This window comes from Flavivirga aquimarina, assembly GCF_030540835.1.
Lineage (GTDB): Bacteria > Bacteroidota > Bacteroidia > Flavobacteriales > Flavobacteriaceae > Flavivirga > Flavivirga aquimarina.
On the sequence record NZ_JAUOEK010000013.1, the window covers coordinates 1 to 15984 of the forward strand.

A 15984-nucleotide genomic window follows, 5' to 3' on the forward strand; every position below is an offset into this window, starting at 1 on the left:
CCATAGAGGTATTTCGCTGGTTTCATTTTGACCTAAAAAGGTCAAAAACCGAAATTCTGTATTTAGATTCCCGTTTTCACGGGAATGACAATTTCAACGGAAACCCCGAGGCAGAGCCTCGAGGAATTCTTTTCGATTAAACCCTAAAAAAACCAATAAAGTAAAATACAATATCTTCGCAAAAAAAATAAAAATGCTAAAAGCCGTTATTTTCGACATGGATGGAGTTATTATTGATAGCGAACCCATGCACAACAAGGCATACCATGATATGTTTGATGAAGTAGGTATTGACGTTTCCGATACACTATACGAATCGTTTACCGGACAATCTACTATCAACATTTGCAAACGTTTATGTGAGCATTTCAATCTTACCGAAACTCCGGAAACCTTAGTGGCATTAAAACGAAAACATTACAAGCGTTTTTTTGAAAGTAATTCCGGCCTAACACTCATCGATGGTGTTTTGGATTTAATAAAAGACTATCATCGCAATGGTCTGACCTTAGTTTTGGCATCGTCTGCCAGCATGCCAAATATCAATCGGATTTTTGAGCGTTTTGATTTAGATCAATATTTTGTTGCTAAATTAAGTGGTGGTGATTTAAAAGCCTCTAAACCGCATCCTGAAATTTTTATTAAAGCCGCTGAAGCTTCTGGATTTAGCACTAATGAATGTATGGTTATTGAAGACTCTACCAATGGTATTGAAGCCGCCAAAGCTGCCCGCATCTTTTGCGTAGGCTTTGATAGTTTTCACTCTAAAAACCAGGATTATAGTAAAGCAGATATGGTTATAAAAGATTTTAAGGACATTGCGTTTAGTAAGATAAATAACTTAACACAAAAACCTATAAGCAATTGATTACAAATCAATTGACTCTACTATTAAATATTACTTATCATTCCGAACGAAGTATGAGGAGGAATCTCATAATTAATAGGATTTCTCGTCGTTCATTCTTCTTCCGATAGCTATCGGAACTGTCGAAATGACAAACAACTCTATAAGAGCGTTAAAATAATAATCAAGCAATTGTTTATATCAAGTTAAATACTTTAAACAGTCTCTATTAATCGTCATTATTTTGCGACGTTGCTTTTTGAATAATCGCTTTTAAGCGTTCCTTTCTTAATATTTCTTCGGTTCGCTTTTTATTTTTATTCCGGGCCATTAGTTTAGCATGTTTCGCCTTGTTTTTGGTGTTTTTATCATGCCCCTTCTTTGCCATAATGCAAACTTATTTCTTATAATGTTTAGCATAGCCTTTATAAGAGAAAAATCCTAACAGAGCAATTAATACGCAGGCAACTCCAATCATTTTAAAACTAAGCACCTGATCTCCACTTGCATAAGAATGTAATCCGGCAAGGTAAAAATTCACCCCAAAATACGTCATTAAAACAGTCGATATTGCTATAATAGACATTAAATTAAAGAACCAACGCCCTCGAAGCCCAGGAATTAAACGCATATGTATAACAAAGGCATAAATCATAATACTAATAAGCGCCCAAGTTTCTTTAGGATCCCAACCCCAGTAACGTCCCCAACTTTCATTTGCCCACATACCTCCTAAAAAGTTACCGATGGTAAACATAATTAAACCTACAGTTAAAGCCATTTCTGTAACTGTAGTAAGCTCTTGAATATTAAGCAACATTTTTTCTTTGTTTCTTTCTTTAGTAAATATCATTAAGAATAGGGATACTATTCCTAATATCATACCTAAAATAAAAGGGCCATAACCTGCTACGATTACAGAAACATGAATCATTGACCAATAACTTTTCAACACTGGTTGTAAATTTGCGATAGCTGGGTCTAACCAGTTTTTATGAGCAAATAATAAAATTACAGCAACGACAAACGTAGTAGAAGCTATTGTTAAGTCACTTTTTCTACCAAAGCCTAAGCCAAAGAACATAGTAGACCATGATACATACAACATAGTTTCGTATGTATCTAACCAAGGCGCATGCCCGGATATATACCACCGAGCTATCAAGCCTAAAGTATGGATAATGAATACAGCAATAACAAGCCATCTAAAAACACTAACCGTTTTATTTACAAACTTACTTTTATCTTTAAGTATTTGAAAAATTAAGGCAACAAACATAATAATGCCAAATAGCAAATAAAATAAATAGAGCTTTTTAAAAATATCGTATTTATTATAAGTGATTTCGGTATTCACTTTCTCATCGCTTAGCATCACCTCAGCACCATATTGATGCTGTGTCTTTTTGAAGGCAGCTAATAGCTTTGATGCTTCAGAAAAATCGCCTGATTGTTTCGCATTATTTAATGTATAGAGATAGACTCTAAAACCATTATTAACAAAATTGCCGTAAAGAGAGTCTTTAATCTTAATTCGCTCTCTTCCATATTCCGAAGCTGAAATCCATTTATTATTGTCATCATCAGGAATAGGAAATATTTTTAATGAAGCACCGTCAATAGTAGCATATAGTAAATTAACACGCTGATGCACTTTAATGAATTGTTTTTGAAAAGCATTAGGAGTCAATGTGCTAGAAGCTTCATTAATATAAGCATCCAATTTATAATCACCTCTCTCTGTAAAGAAATCAGCTAACGTTGCATATTTTTCAGTTTTTTCTATTCCAATAATACGGCGAATTGAATCTGCTTTTTTGAGCTCTAAATAAATAATAGGTACGTTATACCAAAGCATAGGGCTTTCCTGTATTGATAAGAATACCTGGTCTGCACTAAAACCTTCATAGTTATCACGACTACTTACTTTACGAAGCATTTCAGAAGCATAAGTATTTACAGGCTTCATACGCCCATCAAGATCCTGAATGACCATATGTCCAAATTCCTCAGCATGTGCTTTTGGAACTATGTTTACCTTTAAAATAGAATCTATTTGTGCTTTTGCAGGCTTTGAATGGTCATGACCATCATTCGGTGAGTGTTCCTGAGAAAAAGCATTCAATCCAAAACATAACACAATAACCGTAAGTAATTTTGCTTTTTTAGATTTAATCTTATCTAGTTGCTTTTTTAAATACCCAAAACGAGAATCTTTAACAAACAAAATAGCCATCATCCCAAAATAAAGAAGGAAATAACCAATATAAGTTATTAAAGAGCCCCAATAATCATGATTTACAGAAAGAATGGTTCCTTTCTCATCTGGATCAAACCCAGATTGGAAGAAACGATAGCCACCATGATCTAAAATGTTGTTCATGAAAATTTTATAATCGTAATCACCTTCTTTTTCATCTAAAACCGTTATTTGACTAGAATACGCAGAATATCCTTTTTCAGTTCCAGGATAGCGTTCTGCTTCAAAATCATTTAATTTTATATTAAAGGGCAGCTCTAATTCTTTTGCTCCATATTTTAATGCGAAATCCAGGCCACCAATGGTAACCTGTTTATAATTTCCATTAATGCCCTGTCCGCCCAATACGCCTACAGACTTTGTTTCTCCATTTGCTGTTACTTTAAATACAGCTCCATCGGTATCGTTTTTTAAAAGCTGTGATTTTTGTACAACATCAAAAACACCTTTAACAACTGGTTTTGGAAATACCATTTGCATATTACCTATCACATAGCGCGAACGTAGTATTAAAGGTTGTATACTATCTTTTATTAATTTTCCTTGTGCTCTGGTTGCCATAGTCATGTACTCACCCTCAAAAGGAGATTCAATAGTAAGTTCACCTTTATTATGTGTAATATTTATGGCACCATCGGTTGGTTTATTAAGGGAAAATAAAATATTATGGATACTTTGTACCTGTCCTTCTTTTAAAAAGTGATTATGTGGACCATTTACTCCTGCTTCAACTATTTTTAAATAGGCTTCTCCATTTTCATTTGGAACAATATCTTCTTCAGCTCCTACTATAAATTTTTCTAATTCGATAATAACCGGTTGTTTATCGTAGTCGGTTTTAATTTTAAAATCGTTATCTAATCGTCCTGAAAAATCAACTTTGCTTTCTATATAACGTTGTTGTAATTGTCCGTCTATTTCATAATCACCAACAATTTGTGTTGTTACATAAGTATCTCTGGATAAGAATGTGTTTTCTGTAGCACCTTCTCTAATAGGCATCATACCTTCAAAGCCTGTATATCTGGTAATAAAAGCGCCAAACAAAATTAAAATAAAGGATAGATGTAAAATAAGCGTGGCCCACTTTTCTTTTTTATACAATCGGAATCTAAAAATATTGCCCGTAAAATTTATTACAAAAAACACCATAATGGCTTCAAACCACCGCGCATTATAAATTAAATTTCTGGTATAAGGTGTCGGCGATGTTTCTTGTCCTACATCTAAAAATGTACCTGTTGCCATGGCTGCTGCAAAAACAATAAATAAAATAGCAGTAAGACGAGTTGAAAAGAGAATGTTGGCGAGTTTATTTTGCATAATGAGAACCCTTTTTAAGGAGCTGCAAATTTAGGCATTTATGTTTATTTTGTAGTGTTAAAGTATTGAAAAAAAAAGATGAATGATAAATATGGGTTCTATTTGATTTATGCTCGCTAAGACGCAGAGACGCCAAGTTAAATACATTTATAGAAATGACTAACTCGATATGCAAAAACCATGAACCGATTACCGCAAACCGAACACTGAACACTGAATACTAACCCACCCTTGCTTCAAATATCTTTAAATATAAAAACGTACTCATTTTTCTGGCACGCCTTTTTGCATTTTCGGCATAATCGCCTTCAAAAAGTTCATCAACAGTTTCAAACCATAAATTCAACCAGAGTCCAAAATGTGATTGTGAAATACTATGGTTATTTTCTTTATCAACTTTAATATGTGCTTCTAAAGGGTTTCCTAAATATTTAGTCTTTAAAAACAAACTCGATTCCCAAAAGGTTGTTAATCGCTCTAGGTGGTCATCCCAATCTTTAATAACATCATTAAAAAAGGGTGCTAAAACGGTATCCTTTCTTACTTTATCGTAAAATGATGACACTAATAAAAACACGTCGTCTCTGGATTTAATGTCTTTTTTATTCATAGAAAACAAAGTTAGACTATTTATTAATTTGTGAGACGTAAAGTCGCAAAATGATTAAAAATGAAAGATGAGATCATTCTAGTTAATACGTAAGGGGAGTAAAAACCTATAATTGCAAAACTGAATACTTATTTTTTCTCGCAAAGACGCAGAGACGCTAAGGGATTGAAAATGGAAGATAAGATCATTCTAATTATGACGTAAAGAGAGTTAAAGAACCTACGACTGCTAACTGCTACTGAACACTGAATACTTTTTTTTCTCGTAAAGACGCAGAGACGCAAAGATAAAAAGACACAAAAATTTAATCATTGAAGTTAGACTAAAAAATCGGAATTCATAATTCGTAATTCGTAATTCGTTAGTATTTTAGCAATATGATTTCAGTAGTGATTTTAGGTTCGGGTAATGTTGCAACTCACTTATTCAAGGCTTTTAGCACAGCAGATGATATTGTTGTAAATCAGTGGTACAGCAGGCGTATAGACGCTATTAATTCTTATAAAAACGATGTTGAAATTATTGATGATTTGTCATTAATTAAAGATGCCGATGTTTATATTTTGGCGGTAAGTGACGATGCTATTGCTGAGCTTTCATCTCAGCTTCCTTTTGAAAACAGATTAGTTTTACATACTTCTGGCAGTGTTAATGTTTACGATATTGACAAAAAACACAAACGCGGTGTGTTTTACCCGTTGCAAACCTTTAGTAAAGATGCTGAAATAGATTTTGCTCATGTGCCAATTTGTATTGAAACTATCGACAAAAAAAGCTATCCTGTTATAAAAAATTTGGCTTTAGCTATTGGTAGCCCTACAAAAAAGGTTAATAGCGATCAACGTAAAGTATTGCATTTAGCGGCTGTTTTTGTAAATAACTTCACAAATCAGCTTTATAGAATAGGACATGAAATTACTGAAAGCCAAAGTGCTGAATTCGATCTTTTAAAACCTCTTATTCTGGAAACTGCTAAAAAAGTACAGGATCTGTCTCCTTTTAAAGCACAAACGGGACCTGCTAAACGCAATGATAAAAATACGATGAATAAGCATTTAAAACTTTTAGAAGATCAACATCATAAAGATATTTATCAATTATTAACCACTTCTATACAACGTACACATGGTAGAAAAAAGTTATAAAGAATACTTAGAGCATATTACGACATTTATTTTCGATGTTGATGGTGTTTTAACTGATGGTACGGTAACCGTAACATCATCTGGCGAGATGTTACGTAAAATGAACATTAAAGATGGTTACGCTTTAAAAACGGCTGTCGATATGGGATATAATGTTTGTATTATTTCTGGAGGTTCCAACGAAGGAGTTCGCAAGCGTTTACAAGGATTAGGAATTTCTAATATCTATTTAGGTGCTCATAACAAAATTGAACAATTAGATGAATATCTTAACAACAATGATATTAAATCTGAAAATGTCCTTTATATGGGTGACGATATTCCTGATTTCCCAGTAATGCAACGTATTGGTTTACCTTGCTGTCCACAGGATGCTGTTCCTGAAATAAAAAATATATCAAAATACATTTCACATAAAAAAGGTGGAAAAGGAGCCGTTCGCGACGTTATTGAACAAGTCCTTAAGGTACAAGAGAAATGGAATGGTAATTTTGGGGCTAAGTATGATTAAAAAATAATCAGTGTTCAGTGGTCAGTAAGTAGTGTTCAGTGGTCACTGCTACTGTTTACTGAACACTGAATACTGAACACTACTTACTGAACACTAAATACTTTAATGCGAAAAAAAAGAAGACATAGCACCGGGTTTGGCTATATTGGCTTTGGGAATAACCAAAGTGTTTTCAATCAGCATTCTAACAAACCATTTTCTGTTCTTAAAGAAAAATTAGATCAAGAAACACATTTACACTTTCAACTCAATTTTTCTCATAAAAGTTTAACCAAATCGGAAAAAGAAATCATAAAAAATAAGATTAGAAAAGATGAAAAAATCAGAAAGCAAAAGACTATTATTGTATTCATTTTTGTATTTTCCCTCGTCCTTTTATTAATCAAATTATTAATTGACAGTTTCATGTCAAGAATATAAACAAAAAGTACATTTTACACATTGAATTTCTTAAACCTTATCCGCTGGAAAAATTTACTCATGATTGCCCTTGTGCAATTACTTATTAAATATGCATTTTTAGAGCCATTTGGTGCTCAAATAAGCTTAAGCCCCTTAGGTATCACTCTTCTAATCCTCGCAACTATTTTTATTGCTGCTGCAGGAAATATTATTAATGATATCTATGATGTGGAAACTGATGCTATAAACAAACCAGATAAATTAATTGTGGGTAAATCCATTTCAGAGAAAACAGCATATAATTTATTTATTGCTTTTAATGTTATGGGAGTTGGTATAGGTTTCTACATATCGTATCTGGTTGGAAAAAATCCATTCTTTTCCATTTTTGTTGTTATTTCTGCTTTACTTTATGTGTATGCTACTTATTTAAAACAACTATTTTTAATAGGTAATATTATTATTTCAGTATTAGTAGCATTGAGTATTGTTATTGTTGGTGTTTTTGAATTACTACCATCTATCACCCCTAATAATCAATCATTACAACTATTCTTTTTTAAAATTATTTTCGATTATGCCATATTTGCTTTCATCATTAATTTATTACGAGAAATAACTAAAGACATTGAAGATATTGATGGCGACCATAAAGCCGGGATGAAAACGCTACCTATCGTAATTGGCAGAGAACGTGCTACTAAAATATTATTTGTTTTATCGCTTGTACCACTTTTTCTTATTGCTTATTATACGATTGATTCGTTGTATAAAAATCAAATGGCTGTTATTTACTTTTTATTGTTTATAATTGGTCCGCTACTGTATATAAGTATTAAGATTGCTGGTGCTAAAACAAAAAAAGATTACCATCATATTAGTAACATGCTTAAATTAGTGATGCTTTTTGGGATGTTGTCTTTACTGCTTTATACTTTTACTTTTAATAGTTAGAAGTTAGGGGTTGGAAATATGAAGGTTTAAGTTGGAGTTTTTTCTCGCTAAGACGCAAAGACGCAAAGTTAAACTGATACTGAACACTGCTACTGCAAACTGAACACTGAACACTGAACACTGAACACTGAATACTAAAAACATGCTTAACGAAAAACTAAAAAACCACCGTATTATTTTAGCTTCCGGTTCTCCCAGAAGACAAGAGTTTTTCAAAAATTTAGGTTTAGATTTTGAGATTATTCTAAAGCCGGTAAAAGAAGAATATCCGCCACGTTTAACACATTTTGAAATTAGCAACTACCTTGCTCAATTAAAAGCTCTTTCCTTTAAAAAAGAACTTAAGGATAATGATATTCTTATTACCAGTGACACTATTGTTTGGCACAATAATGAAGCTTTAGGAAAACCCAGAGACAAACAGGAAGCTTTTTCTATTTTAAAATCTTTGAGTAATACAACTCATGAAGTTATAACTTCTGTTTGCTTTACAACAAAATCTTTTGAAAAAACATTGCATGCCATTACCAAAGTAAGTTTCAAAAACTTAACCGATGCTGAAATTGAATACTATATAAATACTTGTAAACCCTTTGATAAAGCAGGTGCTTATGGTATTCAGGAATGGATAGGTCAAATTGGCGTCACTAAACTAGAAGGTTCCTATTTTAATGTTATGGGCTTACCCACTCATCTTGTTTACAAAACGTTAAATGCTATTGCAGACGCATCTTAAGTTTGTAACTTTAGCTTAAAATTTATTTAAAATGAAAAAGATTCTTAAAACAAGGGGGCTTTTTTGGTGTACTATTGGTCTTCTAACATTCATGTCTTCATGCCAAAAAAACACTAAGGCTAAAGATATTGCAGAAAAAACAGAAAAATGGGAAACACATTTTACAATAGAAAAACCATTTAATAAAAACGAACTTTCTAAAAATTTTAAAGACTATTGGTATGCTGGTGAAGCAGAAATATCGTCATACAAATTAGAACAAGCCCGTTATGGCGAAATAAGAAACGGTCATGCCGTTTTAATATATGTTACAGAAGATTTCCTGCCAGATACTCAAGTAAAAGCAGACAAACAAAATGCAGACAATATTCCTGTTTTAAAATTAAATGCTACTAAAAACTTCAATACTGGTATTTATCCGTATTCCATAATGCAAAGTACCTTTTACCCTGTTTCTAATAATAAGCATGCTATAAAAATATCCAGTTCTATGCAAGAATGGTGCGGACACGTATATTCTCAACTTAACAACAAAGAGCAATTCGAGATCATGTCGCATTCTTATTTTGAGGGCGAAGCCGATAAACGTTTTAACTTAGATAAAGCCATTTTAGAGAATGAATTATGGACACAATTACGTATAGACCCTAAATCGTTGCCAACTGGAGATTTAGAAATTATTCCTTCTTTTGAATATAACAGATTAAGACATCTTCCTATAAAAGCGTATAAAGCCAAAGCTTCTTTAATGAATGGTAGCTATACCCTACATTATCCTAACTTAAATAGAACATTAGTTATTAATTTCACTCCTAATTTTCCTTTCGATATATTAGGCTGGGAAGAAACGTTTAAAAGCGGTTTTGGTCCTAAAGCTAAAGAATTAACTACTAAAGCAACAAAATTAAAAACTATAAAATCGGCTTATTGGAGAAAGAATCATAATAAAGACGAAATTTTAAGAAAAGAACTTCAATTGAAATAGTTATTTTATCTTTGAAGCATATCTAAAATTATAGTGATATGTCAGACTATTTCTCCTTACATCAAGACAAAATAATAAACTCTACTATAGTATTAGTTGTTTTTTTTGTTCTTCAACTTATCATAGGAATCATAGTCCGTGCTATTGGAAAATCAAAAAAAATCTTCACAAGTAGAGCAAAAATAGTGGCGCGCTATTTTTCGGTGAGTCTTTTCCTTATTACATTACTTATCATCGCTTTTATATTTGGCGTTAACATCGACGATTTAGTTGTTGTTTTTTCATCTGTCTTTGCCGTTATAGGTCTTGCGTTATTTGCCAGTTGGTCTATATTAAGCAATGTTACTTCGGGCATTATACTATTTTTTTCCTTCCCATATAAAATTGGCGATAAAATTAAAATTCATGATAAAGAACTTGAAATAACAGCTATTATAGAAGATATAAGATCCTTTCAAATTCATTTAAGAACAGATAATGGGAATCTGGTAACTTATCCTAATAATATGCTCTTGCAAAAAGCCGTAACTCTTATAGAAAAAGATGCTTTCGATAAGTAATAGTTAAATCACACTTACATAAGTTAAAGAAACATTAAAACCCATCTTTTAGGCATTTTACTTTGCTATATTTGGTTTTTAGTTAACTAAACAATCATGCAAAAAAGGATACCCTGCGTATTAATATTACTCGTTTTATTTTCTTTTTCATACGCCCAAAAACCAAAAAAGCCTTCATCTTCAGAGATATACGAATCTATTCAAAAACTTAATTTTTTAGGTTCTGTTTTATATATCGCAGCACACCCAGATGATGAAAATACCCGCTTAATATCTTACATGTCCAACCATGTAAAAGCACGAACTGCATATTTATCGCTTACACGAGGTGATGGCGGACAAAACCTTATTGGCCCTGAAATTAGAGAGCTATTAGGTGTTATTCGAACTCAAGAATTATTGGCAGCAAGGCGTATTGATGGCGGAGAGCAGCTTTTTACCAGAGCTAACGACTTTGGTTATTCAAAACACCCTGATGAAACTCTTAATATTTGGGATAAAGAAACGGTTTTAAGTGATGTGGTTTTAGCCATTAGAAAATTTAAGCCGGACATCATTATTAATCGATTCGATCATAGAACACCCGGAACCACACACGGGCATCATACTAGTTCTGCTATGCTAAGTTTTGAGGCTTTCGATTTAGCCAATGCCGAATCTGCCTATCCAAATCAGCTAAAACAAACTAGTCTGTGGCAACCCAAACGCTTATTTTTTAATACCGGTTGGTGGTTTTATGGCAGTCGGGAAAAATTTGAGAAAGCAGATAAAAGCAATATGGTTCATTTCGATATTGGTGTATACTACCCTTTAAAAGGGTTATCCAATAACGAAGTAGCATCTCTAGCCAGTAGTCAACATTTATGTCAAGGTTTTGGACGTTTAGCACAACGAGGTTCACAAAATGAATATATAGAATTTTTAAAAGGAGAACCACTAAAGAATAATGAAAACATTTTTGCTGGTATAGATACTTCCTGGAATCGTGTTACGGGTGGCAAAGCTATTGGAGATATTTTATACACCGTTGAAAATAATTTCAACTTTAAAAACCCCTCAGAGCATATACCACAGCTCATTGAAGCCTATCAATTACTTCAAAACATTGAAGACGACCAATGGAAAGTTCAAAAAACAAAAGAACTAAAAGCTATCATAGAAATGTGTGCTGGTCTGTATTTAGAAGCTTCCGCTGAAACTAATTGGGCAACACAAAACGAATCTATGAACTTAAATATAGAAGTTCTTAATAGAAGTAGTACACCTATCTCTTTAGTAAGTTTTAATCATACAGGAGGCATTAACATTTCAAAAAATATCTCTTTAAAAAACAATGTTAAATTTTCTTTTAAAGAAGTTATGGAAATCGATAATACAGTGCTGCCAACGACACCTTATTGGCTTACTGAAAAAGGATCTTTAGGAATGTATAAAGCCGATGAAAAATATATTGGCCTACCAGAAACTCCCAGAATATTTAATGTTGATTTTAACTTACTTATTAATAATGTTCCTATAACATTTACCAAGCACATCATTCAACGATTTTCAAAACCAGATAAAGGAGAATTGTATCGGCCGTTCGAAATAATCCCTGAAGTTTCTGCTAAAATGGCCGAAAAGGTTATTATTTTTGAAAACAATGACCAACGAGATATTGCTGTAACTGTAAAGGCTGGGCGAGATAATTTAGACGGTTATGTAGAATTACGCCATCCAAATGACTGGAGCGTATATCCTAAAAAACAAAAAGTAAATATTATACATAAAGGTGAAGAGCAAACACTTATTTTCACTGTAATTCCGCCAAAAAGTCAAAGTGAAGGCTATGTTGCCCCTATGGTACATATTAATAATAAAAAGTACTCAAAAGAACTCATTGAAATAGATTACGAACACATTCCTTTTCAAACGGTTTTACTTCCTAGTGAAAGCAAAGTGGTTCGCTTAGATATTAAAAAGAAAGGCAAAAACATTGGATATATAGCTGGTGCTGGTGATGTAGTTCCTGAAAGCTTAAAGCAAATTGGGTATCATGTATTAACTATTAAACCAGAAGACATTAACCCTGAAATGCTAAGTCGTTTCGATGCCATAGTTTTAGGTATAAGAGCTTATAATACCGTAGAAGCTTTGCAATTTAAACAAGAAATATTATTTGATTTTGTAGCCAAAGGAGGTAACATGATTGTACAATATAATACGAATCGTAGGCTCAAGACAAACAAACTTGCACCATACCATTTAAAATTATCAAGAGACCGTGTTACCGATGAAAATGCTGAAGTCCGGTTTTTAAATCCGCAACATGAATTGTTAAATTATCCAAATAAAATAACACAACAGGATTTTAAAGGTTGGACACAAGAACGCGGGTTATATTTTCCAAATGAGTGGTCTGAAGAATTCACGCCTATTCTATCTATAAATGATAAAAATGAATCCCCAAAAGATGGTAGTTTATTAGTTGCTAAACATGGTAAAGGGCATTATATATATACTGGTTTAAGCTTTTTTAGAGAATTTCCAGAAGGTGTTTCCGGAGCTTACCGATTATTTGCTAATATGCTATCTATTGGGAAAGAAGATTTGAAACAAAAAAAGACATTAAATAATTAGTTATGGTAGATGAAAAGCAACCTAAACAACCTTGGCTCAAACTTTATTCTATTGTATTAATTGCTAATGCCATATACTTCATTGTTTTTTACTTAATAACACAATTATTTTAAAAACATGCAGACTTTAAATTGGATCGATTGGGTTGTTTTAATTACTACATTGCTGGTAATTGTTGGATACGGCACATGGAAAACCAAAGGTAGTAGTACTGTACAAGACTATGTACGTGGTGGGAATACAACAAAATGGTGGACCATCGGGCTTTCTGTTATGGCAACGCAGGCCAGTGCCATTACGTTTTTGTCTACAACAGGACAGGCTTTTTCAGATGGTATGGGTTTTGTTCAGTTTTATTTCGGTTTACCCATAGCCATGGTGATTATATGCATCGTCTTTATTCCCCTCTATCATCGTTTAAAAGTTTATACGGCTTATGAGTTTTTGGAAAACAGATTCGATTTAAAAACCAGAAGTTTAGCTGCTATTTTATTTTTAATTCAGCGTGGTCTTGCTGCCGGAATAACAATTTTTGCACCTGCCATTATACTATCTGTTGTTTTAGGTTGGAATATAACTTATCTAAATATAGCCATAGGAATCTTAGTTATTATTTATACCGTCACTGGAGGTACTAAAGCTGTTACTGTAACGCAAAAACAACAAATGTTTGTAATTTTTGCAGGGATGCTTGCTGCCTTATTTATAATCTTAGGTTTAATTCCAGAAGATGTTTCTTTTACTGAAGCCGTAGATATAGCTGGAGCTACTGGTAGAATGGAGGTTCTTGATTTTTCATTCGACTTAGAAAACAGGTATACTGTTTGGTCTGGTTTAATTGGTGGTACATTTTTAATGTTATCGTATTTTGGAACAGATCAAAGTCAAGTACAACGCTATTTGTCTGGTAAGTCTATGAAAGAAATGCAAATGGGGCTCATCTTTAATGGGTTATTAAAAGTTCCTATGCAATTCTTCATTTTACTTGTTGGGATCATGGTTTTTGTGTTTTATCAATTCAATCCAGCACCTCTAAACTTTATAGATGCTTCAACAAAAACAGTTTTAACTTCGGAATATTCTAAACAGTATCAAGATCTTCAACAAAAGCAAAATCAGCTTTTTAATAAGAAAAAAGAGCTTAGTTTATTGTTTTCACAAAATAACGATACGTCTATAAAAACGACATTATTACATCTAGACAGTATTGAAAAAACATACCGATTAGAGTCTAAATATTTAATTAAAAGAGCTATTGATACAGTTTATGCGAACCAATATGATAATCTAAAAAATGAGCTACAAGTTATTGATAATAAAAAAAGTGACATTTATAATATCAAGAAAGAAGAATTAAAAGACTTGTATAAAGCCTCTGCAAAAGACACACAAACAAATGACAGAGATTACATGTTTATTTCCTTTATTCTTAAGTATCTTCCAAAAGGATTAATTGGACTATTATTGGCTGTTATTTTATCTGCTGCGATGTCATCAACAGCCTCAGAAATAAATGCTTTAGCTACTATAACTTCTATTGATTTATATGGCAGAAACCTTAAGGATGAAAAGGATGAAAAGCATATGGTTAAAGCCACTAAGATTTTCACTCTTGTTTGGGGTATTGTTGCTATAATAATTGCTTGTTTCGCTAATCTTGCAGAAAACTTAATCCAGTTAGTAAATATTATCGGATCTATTTTTTACGGCAATGTGCTCGGTATATTCCTATTAGCTTTTTTCTTTAAATTTGTTAGAGCTAACGCAGTTTTCTTTGCTGCTTTAATTACTCAAACTATAGTTATAGCAGGTTGGTGGTTTGATTGGATGCCTTATTTATGGTTAAATTTATTTGGGTGTGTTCTAGTTATATTAATCGCTTTCGTAATTCAATTTTTCGCAGTACAAAATGACAAAACAATCAAAACATAAAATTATAAACTGGGGTATTATTGGCTTAGGAAATATTGCCAATAAATTCGCAAAAGATTTAATAACTATTAAAGATGCGCAACTATACGCAGTAGCATCAAGGTCTCAGGAAAAAGCAGATGATTTTGCTTCAACATACAACGCTATTAAAGCTTATAATAATTATGAAGCTTTAGTAAAAGATTCGAATATTGATGCTGTTTACATTGCTACACCACATGCTTTACATAAAGAAAATACATTATTGTGTTTAGAACATGGCATTGCTGTACTATGCGAAAAGCCTTTTGCTATGAATGCCGAAGAGGTTAGTATTATGATTTCTAAAGCTAAAGAAAAAAAGGTACTTCTTATGGAAGCGCTTTGGACTTATTTTCTTCCTCATTATCAATATGTTTTACAAGAGTTAAATAATAAAACCTATGGCAATATTTTAAAAATTGAAGCAGATTTTGGGTTTTATCGTGAGTTTGATGATACTACCAGACTTTTTAAAAAATCTTTAGGAGGAGGCAGTTTATTAGATATCGGTATCTACCCTATTTTTGTAGCATTATCTACGTTAGGTATTCCAAAAGATATAGAAACAGATGCTACTTTTTTTGAAAATGGGGCAGATTCATCATGCAGCATGATTTTTAAATATGATCATGAAATTACGGCCAATTTAAAAAGTACCCTTTTAGAAAAAACACCTACCGAAGCTATTTTCTACTGTGAAAAAGGAACTATTAAAATTAATAGTGGCTTTTTCATGCCCACTACGGTTACCATAATTTCCAATGATAAAGAAAAAACCATCGATTTTAATTACAAAACGATTGGATACAATTACGAAGCACTACATTTTAATGATCTCTTACGAAAAGGAAAAACTGAAAGCGACATTATGACTTTCAATTTTAGTAAACAGCTTATAAAGCTTCTTGACGATGTGAGAACACACATTAAATTAGAATATTGAAATTAAATAGTTTTTTTAAATAACAACATATAGAAACATTATATTTTTTTCAGAAAACATATAATAAAAACCCATAAAAAACGCAGCCTATACGGCTGCGTTTTTTTATATTGAGATTCACGTTTTCACGAGAATG

Annotated in this window: 13 protein-coding genes and 1 pseudogene; 11 read left to right on the top strand and 3 right to left on the bottom strand. The window is 32.4% G+C overall.

Translation table 11 applies throughout. The features are described 5' to 3' along the window. Positions 1-193: 193 nt before the first annotated feature. A complete protein-coding gene (locus Q4Q35_RS00145; RefSeq protein ID WP_303275891.1) occupies positions 194-868 on the top strand; it encodes an HAD family hydrolase in 675 nt (224 codons plus the stop codon). A 208-nt stretch (positions 869-1076) separates the two neighbouring features. Here Q4Q35_RS00145 and Q4Q35_RS00150 read toward each other — a convergent pair whose 3' ends face one another. The 3 genes from Q4Q35_RS00150 to Q4Q35_RS00160 form a co-directional block, all read right to left on the bottom strand. Next, positions 1077-1235 (bottom strand): hypothetical protein, encoded by a 159-nt coding sequence (locus Q4Q35_RS00150; RefSeq protein WP_303275892.1) that lies wholly within the window; start codon positions 1233-1235, stop codon positions 1077-1079. Positions 1236-1244: 9 nt separating this feature from the next. Beyond that, entirely contained in the window at positions 1245-4430 is a 3186-nt protein-coding gene (locus Q4Q35_RS00155; RefSeq protein ID WP_303275893.1) for a cytochrome c biogenesis protein, read from the bottom strand. Between the two features lie 220 nt (positions 4431-4650). Continuing rightward, positions 4651-5040, bottom strand: a complete 390-nt coding sequence (locus Q4Q35_RS00160) for a group III truncated hemoglobin (protein WP_303275894.1) — start codon at positions 5038-5040, stop codon at positions 4651-4653. Positions 5041-5417: 377 nt separating this feature from the next. Between Q4Q35_RS00160 and Q4Q35_RS00165 the strand changes: the two genes are divergently transcribed. The 10 genes and pseudogenes from Q4Q35_RS00165 (at position 5418) to Q4Q35_RS00205 (ending at position 15848) form a co-directional block, all read left to right on the top strand. After that, entirely contained in the window at positions 5418-6185 is a 768-nt protein-coding gene (locus Q4Q35_RS00165) for a Rossmann-like and DUF2520 domain-containing protein (RefSeq protein WP_303275895.1), read from the top strand. Beyond that, complete coding sequence (locus tag Q4Q35_RS00170; protein WP_303275896.1) at positions 6166-6696, top strand: KdsC family phosphatase; 531 nt, start codon at positions 6166-6168, stop codon at positions 6694-6696. The genes Q4Q35_RS00165 and Q4Q35_RS00170 overlap by 20 nt, the downstream gene beginning before the upstream one ends. 441 nt (positions 6697-7137) lie before the next feature. Further along, positions 7138-8052, top strand: coding sequence for a geranylgeranylglycerol-phosphate geranylgeranyltransferase (locus Q4Q35_RS00175; protein WP_303275897.1), 915 nt, complete (start codon positions 7138-7140; stop codon positions 8050-8052). 142 nt (positions 8053-8194) lie between these two features. Then, positions 8195-8788 carry a Maf-like protein gene (locus Q4Q35_RS00180; protein WP_303275898.1) on the top strand — a complete coding sequence of 198 codons (594 nt, stop codon included), beginning with the start codon at positions 8195-8197 and terminating at the stop codon, positions 8786-8788. A gap of 31 nt (positions 8789-8819) precedes the next feature. After that, complete coding sequence (locus Q4Q35_RS00185; RefSeq protein ID WP_303275899.1) at positions 8820-9773, top strand: septum formation inhibitor Maf; 954 nt, start codon at positions 8820-8822, stop codon at positions 9771-9773. A gap of 91 nt (positions 9774-9864) precedes the next feature. After that, the gene (locus Q4Q35_RS22335) at positions 9865-9948 is read left to right on the top strand and encodes a hypothetical protein (protein WP_367892723.1); all 84 of its coding nucleotides are present in this window, start codon (positions 9865-9867) and stop codon (positions 9946-9948) included. Between the two features lie 67 nt (positions 9949-10015). After that, positions 10016-10333, top strand: a pseudogene (locus Q4Q35_RS00190) (mechanosensitive ion channel domain-containing protein); the annotation flags it as partial. Positions 10334-10429: 96 nt separating this feature from the next. Then, positions 10430-12952, top strand: coding sequence for a PIG-L family deacetylase (locus Q4Q35_RS00195; protein ID WP_303275901.1), 2523 nt, complete (start codon positions 10430-10432; stop codon positions 12950-12952). Positions 12953-13069: 117 nt separating this feature from the next. Beyond that, positions 13070-14884, top strand: a complete 1815-nt coding sequence (locus Q4Q35_RS00200; protein ID WP_303275902.1) for a sodium:solute symporter family protein — start codon at positions 13070-13072, stop codon at positions 14882-14884. Beyond that, positions 14862-15848: a Gfo/Idh/MocA family protein gene (locus Q4Q35_RS00205; protein WP_303275903.1), complete on the top strand. Its 987-nt coding sequence runs from the start codon at positions 14862-14864 to the stop codon at positions 15846-15848. Before Q4Q35_RS00200 ends, Q4Q35_RS00205 begins: the two co-directional genes overlap by 23 nt. Positions 15849-15984 lie beyond the last annotated feature (136 nt).

Coding starts and splice junctions, on each gene's coding strand:
- Q4Q35_RS00200 (WP_303275902.1), top strand. CDS start 13,070: ATGCAGACTTTAAATTGGATCGATTGGGTTGTTTTAATTACTACATTG.
- Q4Q35_RS00170 (WP_303275896.1), top strand. CDS start 6,166: ATGGTAGAAAAAAGTTATAAAGAATACTTAGAGCATATTACGACATTT.
- Q4Q35_RS00150 (WP_303275892.1), bottom strand. CDS start 1,235: ATGGCAAAGAAGGGGCATGATAAAAACACCAAAAACAAGGCGAAACAT.
- Q4Q35_RS00185 (WP_303275899.1), top strand. CDS start 8,820: ATGAAAAAGATTCTTAAAACAAGGGGGCTTTTTTGGTGTACTATTGGT.
- Q4Q35_RS00180 (WP_303275898.1), top strand. CDS start 8,195: ATGCTTAACGAAAAACTAAAAAACCACCGTATTATTTTAGCTTCCGGT.
- Q4Q35_RS00160 (WP_303275894.1), bottom strand. CDS start 5,040: ATGAATAAAAAAGACATTAAATCCAGAGACGACGTGTTTTTATTAGTG.
- Q4Q35_RS00205 (WP_303275903.1), top strand. CDS start 14,862: ATGACAAAACAATCAAAACATAAAATTATAAACTGGGGTATTATTGGC.
- Q4Q35_RS00165 (WP_303275895.1), top strand. CDS start 5,418: ATGATTTCAGTAGTGATTTTAGGTTCGGGTAATGTTGCAACTCACTTA.
- Q4Q35_RS00195 (WP_303275901.1), top strand. CDS start 10,430: ATGCAAAAAAGGATACCCTGCGTATTAATATTACTCGTTTTATTTTCT.
- Q4Q35_RS00155 (WP_303275893.1), bottom strand. CDS start 4,430: ATGCAAAATAAACTCGCCAACATTCTCTTTTCAACTCGTCTTACTGCT.
- Q4Q35_RS00145 (WP_303275891.1), top strand. CDS start 194: ATGCTAAAAGCCGTTATTTTCGACATGGATGGAGTTATTATTGATAGC.